This is a genomic window from Xanthobacter agilis, assembly GCF_021730435.1.
Taxonomy (GTDB): domain Bacteria; phylum Pseudomonadota; class Alphaproteobacteria; order Rhizobiales; family Xanthobacteraceae; genus Xanthobacter; species Xanthobacter agilis.
Window position 1 is genome coordinate 13,288 of sequence record NZ_JABWGX010000039.1, and the last position, 17,685, is coordinate 30,972.

Below are 17,685 nucleotides of genomic sequence, written 5' to 3' on the forward strand. Positions count from 1 at the left end.
CGGGTCAGTTGTGGTTGAAGCCGCTCGCTTCCGCCGAGGTCAAAGGCTTGGTCACCGGGTGCCTGGCGAAATAGTCGATGGCCCGCTTCATGTCGTCGATCAGCAGGCTCGCCAGATCCCGGCTCACGCCATGGCGCACCAGGATGCGCTGGATCACCAGATCCTCGCGATGGGCGGGCATGGAATAGGCTGGCACCTGCCAGCCGCGCGAGCGCAGCCGGTCGGCGAGGTCATAGAGCGTGTAGCCGCCGATGCCGCCTTCATCCTTCAGCTTCCAGCACATGGCCGGGATGCCGGCCTTGCGGTCGCCGCCGAACAGGATCTCGAACGGACCCATGGCCGCGATCTCGCGGGAGAGGTATTCCGCAGTATCGTAGCAGGCGTCCTGGATCTTCTTATAGCCTTCGCGGCCGAGGCGCATGAAATTGTAGTATTGCGCGATCACCTGTCCGCCGGGGCGCGAGAAGTTCAGCGCGAAGGTGGGCATGTTGCCGCCCAGATAGTTCACGTTGAACACGAGGTCTTCCGGCAGGTCGGCGGCCTCGCGCCACACCACCCAGCCCACGCCCAGGGGGGCGAGGCCGAACTTGTGGCCCGAGGAATTGATGGATTTGACCCGCGGCAGGCGGAAATCCCATTCCAGCTCGGGCGCGCAGAAGGGGGCAAGGAAACCGCCGGAGGCGCCGTCCACATGGATCGGGATGTCGAGCCCGGTATCCTTCTGGAGCTGGTCGAGCGCGTCATGGACCGCCTTCACCGGCTCGTACTGGCAGGTGAAGGTGACGCCGAGCGTGGGCACCACGCCGATGGTGTTCTCGTCCACCCGCTTCAGAACTTCTTCCGGATTCATGATGAGCCGGTCGCCTTCGAGCGGGATCTCGCGCAGCTCCACGTCGAAATAGCGGGCGAACTTGTGCCAGCAGATCTGCACCGGGCCGCAGATCATGTTGGGCTTGTCGGTGGGCTTGCCCGCCGCCGCGCGCTTCTTGCGCCACTGCCATTTCAGGGCGAGCCCGCCCAGCATGGCCGCTTCCGAGGAGCCCACGGTGGAACAGCCGATGGTGGCGTGGGGGGTGGGGGAGTTCCACAGGTCCGCGAGCATGTGCACGCAGCGCTCTTCGATCTCGGCGGTCTGCGGATATTCGTCCTTGTCGATCATGTTCTTGTCGATCGACAGGGCCATGAGGTCCTGGATCTCCTCATCCACCCAGGTCTGGCAGAAGGTGGCGAGGTTCTGGCGGGAATTGCCGTCCAGCATCAGCTCGTCGCGCACGGCGGTGAAGACGTGGCGGGGCTCCTTCTCCGCAGCCGGGAACTTGAACTTGGGCAGCGCCCCATGCAGCTCGCTGGACGAATAGACATCGTCGAGCAGCTCGCTGCGGAGGTTGGTCTTTGAGGGGTCTGATGCCATGGGTTGGCCTCCTCTGGGCTGTGGTATCATTTTGCTTGCCGTGTCCGCGGATCACCGCTGCGGCGTCGCCGACGATGCAAAGCGCGGGTCCTGGAGCTCTATCGAGGCCGGTGCGGGCCGGCGGGCGGGGGAATCTTTGGGGCCGGCGCGGACATGGCCGCGTGGGCAAAAGCACGTCAGAGCTTGCGCGTCCTCCGTTCGCATCGGCTCACGTTGTCCGCTATAATCTATTGTATCTACACGTTTTTATGCGCGGCAGCACCGGTCTCGCTCGAAAATCCTCTCGGATCGGGGACACCGTTTGAGGCGATCGCGCCGTGGTGGCGCATCAGATCGTGGCGCACTGGATGGCCACGTCCCGGCGTGAGGATGCCCGATCATCATTTCTCCCGCGTGACGAGGAGCGCGACAAAGTCGCACCAGAATGGACATTCAGGTGTTCAGGGGCAGGCGAGACAATATAGGACAGCAAAAATTTCTGTCTATTCCAATCAGAAGCGGCCTCCACTCCGACACGCCCGTATCGTGGGGATGGAGCGGCGCGAGAGGGTTGGCCAGGATGAGTTTTTGCGGTGCGGTGCAGCCTCAATCCTCCACGGGCAGTTTCCTGTTACCCCTCACTAAGCGATGGCTTCTTCGGGAAATCAAGTCAGGACCGTCACGGAGCTGATTGTTTTGTCAAACGTATCTTGTTTGGGGTAGGTCCGGGCCGGTGCCATGGGCGCGTGAGCGCCGTCCTGGCGGGCGGCGCTCGGACCGGCAGCGGTGGGATGCGGCTTTGCATGTGGCCGTGGTCCGGTGCCTGGGCGATCGGCGCATGGCGAATCGCGCCGCGACACCGGGCGGCGATGTGGGCAAACAGGGCGTACCCATCCCTCACCGCCACCGGCGCGGCCTTCTCCGCCGCGGGTGGGCCCGGCGCGGCGGACGGCCGCGCCGGGGAGCGGTCAGGCCTTGATGAAGGCGAGGAGGTCCGGATTGATGACGGCGGCATTGACCGTCAGCATGCCGTGGGAGAAGCCGGGATAGGTCTTCAGGGTGCCGTTCTTCAGCAGCGTGATGGAGAGCCGGGCGGCATCGTCGATCGGCACGATCTGGTCGTCCTCGCCGTGCAGCACCAGGGTCGGCACGGTGATCGCCTTCAGGTCCTCGGTCTGGTCGGTCTCGGAGAAGGCCTTGATGCCGTCGTAATGGGCCTTCGCGCTCCCCATCATGCCCTGCCGCCACCAGTTCTCGATCACCCCCTGGCTGATCGTCGCGCCCGGCCGGTTGAAGCCGTAGAAGGGGCCGGTGGGCACATCGAGAAAGAACTGCGCCCGGTTGGCGGCAAGGGCCGCGCGGAAGCCGTCGAATATCTCGATCGGCAGGCCGCCGGGATTGGCGGCCGTCTTCAGCATCAGTGGCGGCACCGCGCTGACCAGCACCGCCTTGGCCACGCGTCCGGCCGGCTGGCCGTGCCTGGCCACATAGCGGGCGACCTCGCCGCCGCCGGTGGAATGGCCGATATGGATCGCGTTCCTGAGGTCGAGGGCCTCCACCACCGCGAATGCGTCGGCGGCGTAATGATCCATGTCGTGGCCGTCCGACACCTGGGTTGAGCGGCCGTGGCCGCGGCGGTCGTGGGCAACCGCCCGGTAGCCGTTCTGCACGAAAAACAGCATCTGGGCATCCCAATCGTCGGACGAGAGGGGCCAGCCGTGGTGGAACACGATGGGCGGTGCGTCCTTCGGGCCCCAATCCTTGTAAAAGATCTCGACGCCGTCCTTGGTGATGACGCTGGGCATGGGGAAACTCCCTTGGCTGTGGCAGGGGAACGGGCGGCAGCCTGGACCGCGGGCGGCACGCCCGGGGCCAAAGCGGCGCCGGCGACATGTGCCGCGCCGGCGCCACGCACGGTGCCGGCTTCTTGCCCGAAAGGAAAGCCTCTCGAAGGAAAGGTCTCGCCAGGAGATCGCCTTTGTATTGCCCCGTGCGTGCACCCTCCATCACCGAGCAGCCCCGCCGGCTGAACCGCCTCCCGCGCTCCAGCACGAGCGGTGCACCGCGCCTCGGGACCGGTGCATCCCTGTGCCGGGCGGGATGCCGGTGATGCGGCTGCAGATGCACGCCATAAACCAGGGGCCGATGAGTTCGATTCAAGGCCCCGTAGTTGAGCCCGCGCGCCCTTGAGCGTAACGACGCGGGCGCCGGTCAAAGACCGGGGTCACTGGCATTTTGGCTTTGAGCGGAGAGGCCGCAACGGGATGCCACGTTGGGAATGGGCAGCTCCGACGGCAAGCAGATCGCGCGCCCGCGCCTGTGGCAATGACACCCGCGCGGACGCAGGACGGGGGCAAATGCCCGGCGCGAGGCCGGGCATCCTGTTTTCGGCTTAGCGGCGGCGCCGGATGGGCGCCGCGTGTGCCTCAGGCGGCGTTCTTGATCTTCAGGCCATCCTCGTAGGACGCCTCCTTGTAGTCCGACAAGGAGGAATAGGTCAGGCCCACATCAGCGAGGGCATCGAGCTTCGCTGATGTGTCGAATTTCTTCAGCTTGATCTTGTCCACATAGAATGTGTCGATAAGTTCATTGTAGACCGACGTTTCGTCGATGAAAATCGTGAAAATCTTCACATCGCCGAACGGGATGATAAGCCTGTTGCCCTGCGGGAGATCGGCCACATAGATGAAATATTTCCCGGCCGCATCAAGGGCCGGGCCGAGGGTTTCCACCAGCTTCGGCAGGGTTTCGTATCGGGCGATGGAACCGGCCAGGAAGCCGATCGCAGGCTTGCCCGCCTCTGCGACGGAAAAGACTTCCTTGAGAAGCGTCTCAGGGCCGTCAAAGGAAATCTCGCCCCGATAGCCGAAGCGTCCCGCCACATGGGTATCGGCACTCAGCACCGGCTTCAGCAGCCGACCTTCGGCACTGAGCGTGGCGAATGGTGTTTCGGTAATGTCAGTCATGAAAGATCCCTTGTGGACGTCGGTGGGTGGATCGTCGTGAGCGCGCGACACATGCCGCCGCGGGCAAGAGCGCCGCGACGGGGCCGGTGACGACAGGGTGGGCTGCTGCGCGCAAGAAAGGGGCTCAGGTGCCCCTGGCGCACGGGCGTTGGCGCGCTTTGTATTCGCGCAAGGCGCGCGTGAAGCGTCGGAAGTCTTTGAGTTAACGCATTTTCTTCACACGAACCGGGATCGGCGTCGCTCGAAAATGCGCCGTGGCCGGCGTCAATCGCCGGTGATCAGAACCTCAGGGACCGCGTTGGGGTCCTCAATGTCCATTCCGTCTTCTTCGGCCAGCGCGACATCGATCAGGCAGACGTCGCCGTCGTCGATGAGCAGCGTGATGGGTGTCAGGGCCTTGCCCTGACACGGTCCGGTGACGCATTGCCCGCTTTCAAGATCGAATCGGGCGCCGTGCTTGCCGCAGGTGAGGAATGTGCCGTCCCTGTCCAGGAACTCCCCCGGGATGGTATCCAGGCGGGTGCCCTCGTGCGGGCAGGCGTTTTCAAAGCCGTGAAAGCTGTTGGCCTTTCTCGTGACGAGGATGGGCCAGCGCCGGCTGGTTCCGTCCTCGTCCAGCCGGGCGAGCACGAAGCCTCGCGCATCGCCGTCATCGACCTCGTAGGTAGCGCAAACGGCGAACAGCTCGGTCACGATTGTGCCTTCCCGAACATGCAGGACGCTTCCCATGGGTGGGAAGCGGGCGAGCATCTCAGACAAGCAAGATTCGAGCCGTTTGAATTTGTCGGGTTTCGGCGCAGCCGCCGGGGCCGTCCCATCCCGGTGCGCTTGCCCCTTGCGCTATTGCTCAGGTCCGCGTGGCCGCGAGCAAAACCCGCGCGGCGGCTGGGAGCCATGGCTGATGGTTCAAGGGCGCGTGACGGCGGGGGCCTTCGCAGCCGGCGGGAAGCGCTCTCCCGTCAGGGGAGGGCGCTTCCATGGGGTATTTGGGGCGCTGTCGGGTTTCAGTCCACGTCGTCGACGTTCTCGGGACCGCCGCCATAGGCGCGCTGGGCGAGGGCGGCCTGCATGAAGGGATCGAGGTCGCCGTCGAGCACTTCCTGCGGCGTGCCGGAGGTGACGCCGGTGCGCAGGTCCTTCACCAGCTGGTAGGGCTGGAGCACATAGGAGCGGATCTGGTGGCCCCAGCCGATGTCGGTCTTGGCGGCCTGCTCGGCGGCGGCCTCGGCCTCGCGCTTCTTGAGCTCCAGATCATAGAGCTTGGCGCGCAGCATGTTCCAGGCGGTGGCGCGGTTCTTGTGCTGCGAGCGGTCACCCTCGCTCACCACGGCGATGCCGGTGGGAATATGGGTCAGACGCACCGCCGATTCGGTCTTGTTCACGTGCTGGCCGCCGGCGCCGCCCGAGCGCATGGTATCCACCCGCACGTCCGCTTCCTTGATGTCCACGACGATGCGGTCATCCACCACCGGATAGACATCCACGGACGTGAACGAGGTCTGGCGGCGGGCGTTGGAATCGAACGGCGAGATGCGCACCAGGCGATGCACGCCGGCTTCGGTTTTCAGCCAGCCGTAAGCGTTGTGGCCCTTCACCTGGATGGTGGCGGACTTGATGCCGGCCTGTTCGCCCGCGGACTCGTCCATCAGCTCGACCTTGAAGCCGTGACGCTCCGCCCACCGGCGGTACATGCGCAGCAGCATCTCGGCCCAGTCCTGGCTGTCGGTGCCGCCGGCACCGGCATGGACTTCAAGATAGCTGTCGTTGGAATCCGCCTCGCCGGACAGCAGCGATTCGAGCTCGCGCCGCGCCAGCTCGGCCTTCAGCCCGTCGAGCGCCGCGGCGGCCTCGGCGATGACGCCTTCGTCGCCCTCCATCTCGCCGAGCTCGATCAGCTCGATATGGTCGGCAAGGTCGCGGCCGACGCGGTCGATGGCGGTCAGGCCGTCCTCCAGCGTCGTGCGTTCCTGCATGATCTTCTGGGCCCGCTCCGGGTCGTCCCACAACGTGGGATCCTCCACCATGGCGTTCAGCTCGGCCAGGCGACGGCGAGAGCGGTCCACGTCCAGGTGGGACCGCAGCAGGTCCAAAGATTGATTGATCTCGTCGACTTTCGCGGCGAGTTCCGCGCGCATGGCTTCATGGTCTCCGGATGGGGCCGCGGAAAATAGCGGCGCACCGCGCAGGTGTAAACGGCGCGAGGGTGAAGAGGAAGGTGCGCCGCGCGGGATGGGAGGCGGCATCCGCGTGCGCGCCGGCTGCCGGAAGGGCGTCTTGCCCCTGCCGGGCGTGGGTCAGGCGCGGCTTGCGGTCGGGCGTGTGTTCTGCTGGAGGCGGGCGATGAACCACGCCTCGAAATCCTCAATGGAGAGCGGCCGAGCGAATAGGTAGCCCTGGGCCGCATGGCACTTGAGCTCGCGCAGCAGCGCCATTTGCGCCTCGGTCTCCACGCCTTCGGCAACCACCGACATGCCGAGGCTCTGCCCGATGCGGACCACCGCCGTCGCCAGCGCCTGGGAGTTCTGATCCTGCTCCAGGCTCATCATGAAGGATCGGTCGATCTTCAATTCGGCGATGGGCAGGCGCGCCAGAGATGACAGGCTCGAATAGCCGGTGCCGAAATCGTCCATGGCGATGTGCACGCCGAGGGTTTCGATGGCGCGCGCGGTGGCGAGGGAGTTCGGGTGCTGGTCCATCATCACCCGCTCGGTGATCTCAACTCGAAGATCGCTGGGCTGGATGTTGTGCTGGCGCATGCAACCGGCGATCACGTCCACGATTGTGCCGCTGCGGAAGCTGAGTGGAGACAGGTTCACGGAGATGTGAGGCACCGGCAAGCCTTCCGCACGCCACTTGGCGATCTGCGCGCAGGCTGTCTCCACGCCCCATTCGTCGATGCCGTCCACCAGGCCGTATTCCTCGGCCAGCGCGATGAAGCGCGGCGCCGGCACGTCGCCATGGACCGGGTCGTGCCAGCGGCTGAGGGCTTCCACCCCGTGCAGGCTGCCGTCGGCGATGCAGACCTGGGGCTGGTAATATTGCTTGAGGGCCTTGTTGCGGATGGCCTTGCGCAATGCGACCGAGAGCACCAGCCGGTTCTGAACGCGTTGATTGAGGTCCTCGGTGAAGAAGCGGAACTTGCCGCGTCCTTCGCGCTTCGCCTCGTACATGGCGGCATCGGCATGCTTCAGCAGGGTTTCGGCATCCGCCCCGTGCTCCGGAAACAATGTGATGCCGATGCTGACCGACATGGAGAGGTTCAACCCCTCCACATTGACGGGCGTCGCGAGATATTCGAGCAGCCGCGCGGAGATGCGCGCCGCCTCGTCGCCCCGGCAATTGTGAATCAGGATGACGAATTCGTCGCCACCGATGCGGCCCACCACGTCGCCGGTGCGCAGCTGCGCCTTCAGCCGGCGGGACATCTCCACCAGCAGCCGGTCGCCGGTGGTGTGGCCAAGGGTGTCATTGACGTCCTTGAAGTGGTCGAGATCCAGGAACAGCAGCGCCAGCGGCAGCTTCAGGGCTTCCGCCCGCAGCAGCTCGTCGCTCATGAGATTGATGATCTCGCTGCGGTTGGGCAGTCCGGTCAAGGAATCCATGGAGGCGAGGCGCGCGATGTGGCGCTGGGATTCCTGCCGTTCCAAGGCGAGCGCGCACAGATGGATGCACGCATTCACGATCTGCTCGTGCCACGGGCTGGGGCTGCGGCATTCGGTGAAATAGAAAGCGAAGGTTCCCGCCACCTTGCCCGAGCGGAGCTTGATGGGCACCGACCAGCAGGCCAGCAGGTTCTGCGGCAACGGGAGCCAACGGAAATCGTCCCACAGGGGATCGGTGGCGATATCGCTCACCAGCACGGGTGCGCCGAGGAAGGCCGCCGTACCGCAGGAGCCGGCCTTCGGCCCCACGGCCATGCCCTCCACCGCGGCGTTGAAATTCTGCGGCAGGCTCGGGCCGGCGATCGGCTGGAGCAGCCCGTCTTCGGTCACGGTGATGATGGAGGTCAGCACGCCCGGCGCAATGGCTTCCACCTTGCGGCAGATGAGATCGGCCACGTCCCCGAGAGGTTGGTCCGAGACAACCGCGGCGAGAACATCGCGCTGCAGCTCCTCGATCTGCTTGATCTGCGTGATGTCAGCCAGGACCGCGACGATGTTCGTGATCTCGCCGGTCGCGCTGTCGATCACACGGTTGTAGGTCGCAGACACCCAGACGCCCTTTCCTGAGCTATCTGATAATAATACCTCTTCTGTGCAGCCCGGCAACTGCTTTAGTCGGTCAGCGACGCGATCCATTAATTCCCCGGCGATCGCATCGCCCAAGATCAATCGGAAAGGCGACTTTCCGATCATCTCGGCAGGATCATAGCCGAATATTTCAAAAAACGCATGGTTGATGTAAACCGCCTCCAGGCGGTTATTCATAACCATGACGATACGCCCTGTCGTTTCTGCAACCAAGGATAGAATTCGCATCTGCTCGCGGCGGCGAACGTCGTCGGTGATCTCCCGCACGAACGCGGCGTAGAAAATGGAATCTCCCATTTCCGCGCGCGAAAGCGCGAGTTGGCCCCAGGCGCGGGTGCCGTCCGCGCGATCGACAGGCACCTCTCGGGTGGTGCCGAGAATTCGCGCGACGCCGGTGCGGCGCTGGGTATCGACGAAGTCGTCGTGGCGGCCGCGCCACTGGAGGGGCACCAGGTGCGACACGTTCCGACCCATCACCTCGCCGCGCGGCAGGCCCCAAAGCCGTTCGGCCGCGTCGTTGAAGAAGATGACGTCATTCTTGTCGTCGATGAAAACCACAGCATCCAGGCACCGACTCAAGGCCAGTTGGTTGAGATCCCGGGCTACCGCGTCATCCATTCTTTCCGCCCCCTGCGGCACTCCACCGCTGCGCAGCGAGGCTACTCCATTGTGAGTGACGCTGCGATACCGTCAAGCTTATCCAAAGGTTGGTCGGGACAATAATTGCGCGCGGGCCGTTTGACGTCGTGTTTTTCTAAGGGATGACAATGGCTTCAAAGGAATGTGGGTCGGCGCCGGCGGCCTCAATAGAGGCCGCCGGTCCCGGATGCCGGCTCTGCGGCGGTGCCGCTCGTGCCTGAATAGTCGGAGACCGAGTAGCTGTCCGGCGGCGCGGTGCCGGGCTTGAAGCCTTCCAGGATCGCGTTGCCGTCGCCGGCCCCGGTGCGCTGGCCGCTCTTGCGATCGATGCGCACCAGCTTGATGCCGGCTGGAACCTTGAAGGGAATGGCCGGACGGTCCGCCAGCGCCACCTTCATGAAGTCGCGCACGATGGGGGCAGAGACGAGGCCGCCGGTGGATCCCTTGCCCATGGGCTTCGGCCGGTCATACCCGAGGTAGACGCCGACCACGACCTCGGGCGTGAAGCCGACGAACCAGGCATCCTTCTCGTCGTTGGTGGTTCCGGTCTTGCCGGCGATGGGCTTGCCCAGTTCCTTCAGGGCGGTGCCGGTGCCGCGCTGCACGACGCCTTCCATCATCGAGGTGATCTGGTACGCGGTCATGGGATCGAGCACCACCGGGCGGCGATCGATGAGGGTGGGCTCGCTCTGGTTCGTCCAGCGTTCGGCGTCGCAGCCACGGCACTCGCGCTCGTCGTGGCGATAGATGGTGTGGCCGTAGCGGTCCTGGATGCGGTCGATGAGCGAGGGCGTCACCTTGCGTCCGCCGTTGGCGATCATGGCATAGGCGCCGACCATGCGCATCAGCGTGGTCTCGCCGGCGCCGAGCGCCATGGAGAGCATGGGCGGCATGTTGTCGTAGATGCCGAAGCGCTTGGCGTATTCGGAGATGATCGGCATGCCGACATCGTTGGCGAGCCGCACGGTCATCACGTTGCGCGACTGTTCAAGGCCGAAGCGCAGGGTCTGCGGGCCGTAGAATTTGCCGGAATAGTTCTCCGGCCGCCATGTGGCCTGGCCCGCCTGCTCCAGTTCGAAGGGCGCGTCGACCACGATGGAGGAGGGCGTGTAGCCATTGTCCAGCGCCGCCGAATAGACGAACGGCTTGAACGAGGAGCCGGGCTGCCGCATGGCCTGGGTGGCGCGGTTGAACTGGCTCTCGTCATAGGAGAAGCCGCCGGAGAGGGCGATCACGCGGCCGGTGGTGGGCTCCATGACCACCATGGCACCTTCCACCGCCGGGATCTGGTGCAGACGGTACTGGCCCTGGCGGTCCGGGATGGGCTCCACATAGACCACGTCGCCGGTCTTCAGGATGCTCGAGAGGGGGCGGCGGGTCCATTTGGCGCCGTCGGCGGTGATGAGGCCCACCTCGCGCTCGGTGGAGCGGGCGCCCGACTTGGCGCGCGGCGGCTGCAGGCCGATGCGGGCGGAATCCTTGCTCACGTCCAGCACCACGGCAAGGCGCCAGGGGATGTCGTTGAACTCCTTCACCTCGCCCAGCTTGGCGCCCCAGTCGGCGCCGGCGATGTCGATGTGCGTGACCGGCTTGCGCCAGCCGCGCTCCTCGTCGAACCGGACCAGGCCATTGGAAAGGGTCTTCTTGGCGAGCACCTGGAGCTTGGGATCGAGCGGCGTGCGCACCGAGAGGCCACCAGTGTAGAGCTTGTTCTCGCCGTAGCGCTCGAAGATCTGGCGGCGCACTTCCTCCGCGTAATATTCTGCGGCGAAAATCTGGGAGCCGGAGGGCCGCGGGGTCACTTCCAGGGGCGCCTTCTTGGCGGCATCGCCGTCCTGGGGCGAGACGAAGCCGTTCTCCACCATGCGATCGATCACCCAGTTGCGGCGATCGGTGGCGCGGGCGCGCTCGCGGAAGGGATTGTAGGTGGAAGGCGCCTTCGGCAAGGCGGCGAGATAGGCCACTTCCTGCACGTTCAGCTCTTCCACCGACTTGTCGAAATAGACGAGCGCGGCGGCGGCGATGCCGTAGGCCCCCATGCCGAGATAGATCTCGTTCAGGTAGAGCTCAAGGATGCGGTCCTTGGAATAGGTGTGCTCGATGCGCAGCGCCAGGAGCGCTTCCTTGATCTTGCGGTCGATGGACACCTCATTCGTCAGCAGGAAGTTCTTGGCCACCTGCTGGGTGATGGTGGAGGCGCCCTGCGGGCGGACGTTCTTGCCGTAATTCTGGAGGAAGAAGGAGGCGGCTCGGAAAATGCCCGTGGGGTCGATGCCCCCGTGCTCGTAGAAATTCTTGTCCTCGGCCGAGAGGAACGCCTCGATCACCAGCTTGGGCACCGATTCGATGGGGATGTAGAGGCGCCGCTCCTTGGCGTACTCAGCTACCAGTGAACCGTCGGCGGCGTGCACGCGGGTCATCACCGGCGGCTCGTAATTCTGCAACTGCGTGTAGTCGGGCAGGTCCTTGGAATACTTCCACACGAAATAGGTCGCGCCCGCGGCCCCCACCAGCAGCACCAGGGTGAAGAGCGCGAACAGGAAGCCCAGAAACCGCAGCAGCACACTCATCTCGCAGGGCCCCTCCACCTCATTGCGGCGCATGCCGCGCGGACCCTCGGTCCGCGAACGGGTCGCGGCACGAAGGTCAGATCTTGCGCCGGCATCGTTCCGGCCACTCAACGCGGCGTTTCACATGGACATTCCGCCCGCCAATCCGCCGGACACGCCGTTTATTCACCCATGACCGCGCCACATGCGACATCGCATTACCGCGACTCGGCATCGCTGCGAAGCGGCAGATGCGCGCTGGGAGCCTTTCGCGTGCCCCATGGCCATCACATCACCGCGACGGTCGGACGCTCCGTCATGCGCGAAAACCAGCCTGACGCCGCGGCATTCTCCCATGCGGCTTCCAATGCGGCGCCACCGCGCGGCTGCGCCGGGCAGCCCTATGGCGCGGAAACATGGCCGCTTCGCGACCGGCCCCGCGCGGGAGGGTAAGGCCGGCGGGTGCGCCGTCAGTTGGGCGACTTCGCGGGCTCGGCGCGGGCGGTCTGTCCGGCCGCGGGGGGCGTTGGGGCCGTCTTGGTGGCGAAGAACTCGTCGATGGCGGCCACCATGGCGTCGGTTGCCTGGTCGCGCCACGCATCGGAGGTCAGCAGCTTCAGGTCGTCCTTGCTCGACATGTAGCCGAGTTCCACCAGCACGGAGGGGACGTCGTGGGCGCGCAGCACCCGGAAGCCGGCCGATTTCAGGGCCCCATGGTGGGTTCGCGCCACATTTTTCAGGCGCTGCACCAGCTCGCGCGCGAAGTGGGCGGAGAAGCTGCGCGTTTCCCGTTGCGCCAGATCCACGAGAATGCCGGCCACCGCCTCGGATTCGTCGCTGAGATCGACGCCGGCGATGAGATCGGCCTTGTTCTCCTGCTCCGCGAGGCGGGCGGCGTCGGCGTCGCTGGCCGTGTCGGAGAGGGTGTAGACGCTGGCGCCGCGGGCGCGACCGTCGTTGCGGGCGAGGGCGTCCGCGTGGAGCGAGATGAACAGGGCGGCCTGGTGGGCGCGGGCAATGCGGACCCGCTCCCCCAGCGGAATGAAGGTGTCGGTACTGCGGGTCATCACCACCCGATAGACGCCGGTCTTCTCCAGCTTGTCGCGCAGCGCGAGGCCGGTTTCCAGGACGATGCTCTTCTCCGTATAGGAGCTGTAGCCCGTGGTGCCGGAATCAATGCCGCCATGGCCGGGGTCGATCACGATCACCGGCCGCGCATCGCCATTGGCTGCGGGCGTGATCGCCGCCGGTGCCACCGCGGCCGGGCGGGCGGCGCTGGTGCGGGCGAAGGTCTGGGCGTCGGTGGGCACCAGATCCACCACCAGTCGGGCCGGCTGGTCGTCCACGGCATCGAGGATGAAGGCCTTGTCGATGGTCACGGGACCGGTGGCGTCGAGCACCATGCGCGCCTTGCCGGGGGCCAGCACGCCATAGCGGCAGGCGGAGACGAGCCCGCGCTGCATCTGCGCGGCCTCCGGCGACAGGGTGAACACCACATTGTCGAGGTCCACCACCACCCGATAGGGGTTGGCCAGGGTGAAGGTGCGGATGTCCACGGACCGGTCGAGGTCCACCACCAGCCGGGTGCGTCCAGCATCGCCGGCGAGGCGCGCGTCATGGGCCAGGGTGGGGCCGGGAGCCGGCGCGGATGCGCCATCCGGAGCGCTCGCGCGGGCCGGTGATGGCCGGGCGATGCTGCCGGTGGCGTCCTGGGCCGCGGCCGGGCCGCACAGGCCCGCGACGGCGAGCGCCAGCGCCCAAAGCAGCGCCCAGGCCCGCGCCCGAATCGCCAGGCCGCCGACGGGCGGCGCGGCGCATGGGAAACGTGTGATGTGCCAAGTGGTTTGGACCATGCGCATCCCGTCGTCCGGTGGCCGGGCGACGCGCGGCCTCGTGATGGCCGCTCCGCGCCGCAGTCCCTTCAGGGATAGGGGCAGGTCCGTTAACCTTTGGTTGACACCTCCCGCCCGGCGGCATCTTTCCGGTGGGCGGCGCCGTGCGGCGTCGTGTTCGCGACGTGGCGAAGATGGTGTGTCGGCAAGCCGTCGCGCCATGGCGCGTCGTCCGGACCAGTCGTCGGCACACGCATAAACCTTGCCAAGCAGGAACCTGCGCGTCTACAAAAGGACGGTACACAGTTCGCGTTCCGGACCAGGCTTTTCGGCCCCCGGCTGCCGCGGCTGCCGCGGGTGTCCGTTCAGGACCGGAGTTTGGCGTGGCCCTCGTGCCGCGCGCGCTCTCCGGCTCCAGCGGTCGCCGCGTCGCAGGTCGTTCTCCGTCGGCGCCGCGCGCCGGGACGGAGCGCCGGCGGCACCCCAGCGGCGGTTCCGGCAACCTTTCCGAAAATGGCCTTCGAGGGATGATTTGGGGAATCGGGCGGGCGTGTGCCGGAACCGGATCGGAACCTAAGGGCTCCGGGGCCGGTTGGACCTTTCATCGAGGACCGGGTAGCCGAGGGCATGGACTTTTATCCGCACGACCGGCGCGTTCGCCGCGCCAGAGTGTGCCCCGACGCCGAGGGTGTGAACGACACGCCCCGGCGCGACCGATCCTCTGACTCTTTTCGTCATCACATCCGGCGTTCGAGCGGCGTACCGGCGGGGGTCTGCGACACCTCCCGGCGCTTGCGGCGGGGCTTTGGCCCCGGCGCCGTGAAGAGAGAACTCCATGGCAAACAAGATGCTTATCGATGCGACCCACCCGGAGGAGACCCGGGTCGTGGTCGTGCGCGGGAATCGGGTCGAAGAATTCGACTATGAGTCCGCATCCCGCAAGCAGCTGCGGGGCAACATTTATCTGGCGAAGGTCACGCGCGTCGAGCCTTCGCTCCAGGCGGCGTTCGTCGAGTATGGCGGCAATCGCCATGGCTTCCTCGCCTTCAGCGAGATTCATCCCGATTATTACCAGATCCCGGTCGCCGATCGCCTAGCTCTGATCGAGGAAGAGGAGCGCGCGGCGCGCCTCGCGGAAGACGAGGCGGACCTGCGCGACAAGCGCCGCGAGCGCGGCCGCTCCCGGAAATCCCGTTCCGACGCCAGCGTCAGCGAGGAGGCCGAGGAGGCGGAAGCGCCGGTTGCGGAGGCGTCCGTGAGCGCTCCCGCGGGCGATGACGCCGGCGCGGCCGTTTCGGGGGCCGGGCAACAGGAGCCCTCGCCCGACTTGGCGGTCGCCGCGCCGCACGCCGATACGGCTGAGGTGAAGCCTGCCGATGGGGCGGAACTCCCCCTCGCGGAGGCCGCTTCCCCGGCGGTGGAGACCGAGGAGGCGGAGCCCGCCGCGCAGCCTTACAGGCATGTGGATACGGTCGGCTCTCTGCTGGCCACCGCCGAGGCGGCGGAGGCCGTGGAGGCGCGGGAAGAGGCCGCGGCCGACGCCGCGCTGGGCACCTCCCTGCCGGCTCCGGACCAGCAGGTGACGGCCCAGCAGGTGACGGCCGACGAGGCCGAGCGCCGCCGCGAGGCGGAAGAGGGCGAGTTTCAGCCCGCCCCCATTCTTCCCGAGGACGAGGAGGCCCCCGTCGCCGCGCGTCATGGGGATGATGAAGAGGACGAAGACGAGGACGACGGCGACGTCGACCAGATCGACGAGGAAGAGGAAATCGAGCACCTGGGCTCCGACGAGGACGCCCTCGAGGAGGTGCCCGAGCGCGCGCCCCAGCGGCGCGCCCGCAGCTACAAGATCCAGGAGGTCATCCGCCGCCGCCAGGTGATGCTGGTGCAGGTGGTGAAGGAGGAGCGCGGCAACAAGGGCGCGGCGCTTACCACCTACCTCTCGCTCGCCGGCCGCTATTCGGTGCTGATGCCCAATACCGCCCGTGGCGGTGGCATCTCCCGCAAGATCACCAATGCGGTGGACCGCAAGCGCCTGAAGGAAGTGGTGCAGGACCTGGAGGTGCCGGAGGGGATGGGCGTCATCCTGCGCACCGCCGGCGCCAACCGCACCAAGACCGAGATCAACCGCGACTTCGAATATCTCCTGCGGCTGTGGGAGACGGTGCGCGAGCTCACCTTGTCGTCGGCCGCGCCGAGCCTCGTCTATGAGGAAGGCTCGCTCATCAAGCGCGCCATCCGCGACCTCTACAACAAGGACATCGATGAAGTCCTGGTGGCCGGCGAGGACGGCTACAGGGAGGCCAAGGACTTCATGCGCATGCTCATGCCGAGCCATGCCAAGCTGGTCCTGCCCTATCGCGAGCCGCAGCCGATCTACGCGCGCCATGGCGTGGAACCGCAGCTCGATGCCATGTTCTCGCCGGTCGTGCAGTTGAAGAGCGGTGGCTACATCGTCATCAACCCGACCGAGGCGCTGGTCTCCATCGACGTGAACTCGGGCCGCGCCACCCGCGAGCACCATATCGAGGACACCGCCCTCAAGACGAATCTGGAAGCGTCCGAAGAGATCGCCCGTCAGCTGCGCCTGCGGGATCTCGCGGGCCTGATCGTCGTCGATTTCATCGACATGGAGGAGAAGCGCAACAACCGCGCGGTGGAGCGCAAGCTCAAGGATTGCCTGAAGAACGACCGGGCGCGGATCCAGATCGGCCGCATCTCCCATTTCGGCCTGCTGGAGATGTCCCGCCAGCGCATCCGCACCGGGGTGCTGGAAAGCTCGATCGAGGTGTGTCCGCACTGCGGCGGCACCGGTCATGTGCGCTCGGCGGCGTCGGTGTCGCTTCAGCTCCTGCGGGCGCTGGAGGAACAGCTGCTGCGCTCGGCCTCGCACAATCTGGTCGCCCGCACCCGCGCCGAAGTGGCGCTTTATGTGCTGAACCAGAAGCGCGCCCATCTGCATGAGCTGGAAGAGCGCTTCAACGTCACCCTGACCATCGCCGCCGACGAGACGGTGACGGGCCATCAGCCCTTCATCATCGACAAGGGGGATCTCGCCGCGGCGCCGGCTCCCGCACCACGCACCGCGCCGGTGGTGCATCCGGACTCGATCGCGCCCGACGAGGCGTTCGTCGAGGAGGATGAGGACGAGGAGATCGAGGAGACCGCGGAGGTCGAAGCGGATTCCGAGGGCGATGCCGAAGCGGGCGAGAACAATCGCCGCCGTCGCCGCCGTCGTCGTCGTCGCCGTCCCGGTGAGCGGGAGGAGAGCCGCGAGGCCGGCTCCGAGGGCGAGGATGAGGAGGAGGCGGTTGCCGAGACCGAGACCGAGCCAGAGGCCGAGCCGGAGGCTGAGGGCGAGGATGAGGCCGGCTCCGAGGATGACGAAAACGGGGACCGCCGCCGTCGCCGCCGTGGCCGTCGCGGTGGCCGCCGCAATCGTCGCGAGCGGGATGGCGAGGAGGATGTCGCCGGTTCGGACGACGCATCCGAGGGCGAATCCGGCGATGTGACGGCCCCGGCCGAAGCGGCCGTCGAACCCGCGGCGATCGCGGCGGCGGACGATGTGGCGGCACCGGTGGCGTCCGGCGCGGCGGATGCGGCCGAGCCGGCCGAGACGCTGGCCCTTGAGACGCCTGCCCTTGAGACGCCTGCCGTTGAGATGCCTGCCCTTGAGACGTCGGCCATCGCGGCCCCCGCCATTGCGGCGGTCGTTGCCCCGGTTGTGCCCGAGGCTGGGGAGACGGTGGCCAAGCCTCCACGCCGCCGCCGCTCCACGGTGCGCGAGAAGGCCCTTGCGGCCGCTCCGGTGGAGGACGGTTCGGGGGCCGTGGCGTCCAAGGCTTCGGTCACGGCCGAGACTTCGGAGCCGGCTGCGGCTGACGCGGTGGCGCCGGCGGCGGATGCGTCCGCCGGGACCAGCGATCTGGCACCCCTGGAGCCGCCGGCCGACGCGCCGACGCAGACCTCGGACGAGCCCGCTGAGCCGCCGGCCAAGCGGCGCTCCGGCTGGTGGCAGCGCAAGATTTTCGGCGACTGAGTCCCACGGTCGCCCCCGCCGCC

9 protein-coding genes are annotated in these 17,685 nt (G+C 66.6%); 1 reads left to right on the forward strand and 8 read right to left on the reverse strand.

Features of this window, described 5'->3' with window-relative positions:
• Positions 1-4 precede the first annotated feature (4 nt).
• The 8 genes from gad to HUW53_RS20185 all read right to left on the reverse strand — a co-directional run bounded on the left by gad (position 5) and on the right by HUW53_RS20185 (position 13,647).
• Complete coding sequence (gene gad / locus HUW53_RS20150; protein ID WP_237347547.1) at positions 5-1,411, reverse strand: glutamate decarboxylase; 1,407 nt, start codon at positions 1,409-1,411, stop codon at positions 5-7.
• 947 nt (positions 1,412-2,358) lie between these two features.
• Positions 2,359-3,195 carry an alpha/beta fold hydrolase gene (locus tag HUW53_RS20155; protein WP_237347548.1) on the reverse strand — a complete coding sequence of 279 codons (837 nt, stop codon included), beginning with the start codon at positions 3,193-3,195 and terminating at the stop codon, positions 2,359-2,361.
• 621 nt (positions 3,196-3,816) lie between these two features.
• Entirely contained in the window at positions 3,817-4,356 is a 540-nt protein-coding gene (locus HUW53_RS20160) for a hypothetical protein (RefSeq protein WP_237347549.1), read from the reverse strand.
• Between the two features lie 264 nt (positions 4,357-4,620).
• Positions 4,621-5,052 (reverse strand): Rieske (2Fe-2S) protein, encoded by a 432-nt coding sequence (locus HUW53_RS20165; RefSeq protein WP_237347556.1) that lies wholly within the window; start codon positions 5,050-5,052, stop codon positions 4,621-4,623.
• Positions 5,053-5,360: 308 nt separating this feature from the next.
• Positions 5,361-6,491: a peptide chain release factor 2 gene (prfB, locus tag HUW53_RS20170; protein ID WP_237347550.1), complete on the reverse strand. Its 1,131-nt coding sequence runs from the start codon at positions 6,489-6,491 to the stop codon at positions 5,361-5,363.
• A 159-nt stretch (positions 6,492-6,650) separates the two neighbouring features.
• Positions 6,651-9,224, reverse strand: coding sequence for an EAL domain-containing protein (locus HUW53_RS20175; RefSeq protein ID WP_237347551.1), 2,574 nt, complete (start codon positions 9,222-9,224; stop codon positions 6,651-6,653).
• 185 nt (positions 9,225-9,409) lie between these two features.
• On the reverse strand, positions 9,410-11,815 hold the full coding sequence (locus HUW53_RS20180) for a penicillin-binding protein 1A (RefSeq protein WP_237347557.1): 2,406 nt from the start codon (positions 11,813-11,815) through the stop codon (positions 9,410-9,412).
• 449 nt (positions 11,816-12,264) lie between these two features.
• Positions 12,265-13,647, reverse strand: coding sequence for an N-acetylmuramoyl-L-alanine amidase (locus HUW53_RS20185; protein WP_370877843.1), 1,383 nt, complete (start codon positions 13,645-13,647; stop codon positions 12,265-12,267).
• Positions 13,648-14,461: 814 nt separating this feature from the next.
• Between HUW53_RS20185 and HUW53_RS20190 the strand changes: the two genes are divergently transcribed.
• Positions 14,462-17,662 carry an Rne/Rng family ribonuclease gene (locus tag HUW53_RS20190; RefSeq protein ID WP_237347553.1) on the forward strand — a complete coding sequence of 1,067 codons (3,201 nt, stop codon included), beginning with the start codon at positions 14,462-14,464 and terminating at the stop codon, positions 17,660-17,662.
• The last annotated feature ends 23 nt before the right edge of the window (positions 17,663-17,685 follow it).

What these genes read in the sequence shown, in the direction of transcription:
- gad (WP_237347547.1), bottom strand. Translation starts at nt 1,411, where the DNA reads ATGGCATCAGACCCCTCAAAGACCAACCTCCGCAGCGAGCTGCTCGAC.
- HUW53_RS20155 (WP_237347548.1), bottom strand. Translation starts at nt 3,195, where the DNA reads ATGCCCAGCGTCATCACCAAGGACGGCGTCGAGATCTTTTACAAGGAT.
- HUW53_RS20160 (WP_237347549.1), bottom strand. Translation starts at nt 4,356, where the DNA reads ATGACTGACATTACCGAAACACCATTCGCCACGCTCAGTGCCGAAGGT.
- prfB (WP_237347550.1), bottom strand. Translation starts at nt 6,491, where the DNA reads ATGCGCGCGGAACTCGCCGCGAAAGTCGACGAGATCAATCAATCTTTG.
- HUW53_RS20175 (WP_237347551.1), bottom strand. Translation starts at nt 9,224, where the DNA reads ATGGATGACGCGGTAGCCCGGGATCTCAACCAACTGGCCTTGAGTCGG.
- HUW53_RS20180 (WP_237347557.1), bottom strand. Translation starts at nt 11,815, where the DNA reads ATGAGTGTGCTGCTGCGGTTTCTGGGCTTCCTGTTCGCGCTCTTCACC.
- HUW53_RS20185 (WP_370877843.1), bottom strand. Translation starts at nt 13,647, where the DNA reads ATGGTCCAAACCACTTGGCACATCACACGTTTCCCATGCGCCGCGCCG.
- HUW53_RS20190 (WP_237347553.1), top strand. Translation starts at nt 14,462, where the DNA reads ATGGCAAACAAGATGCTTATCGATGCGACCCACCCGGAGGAGACCCGG.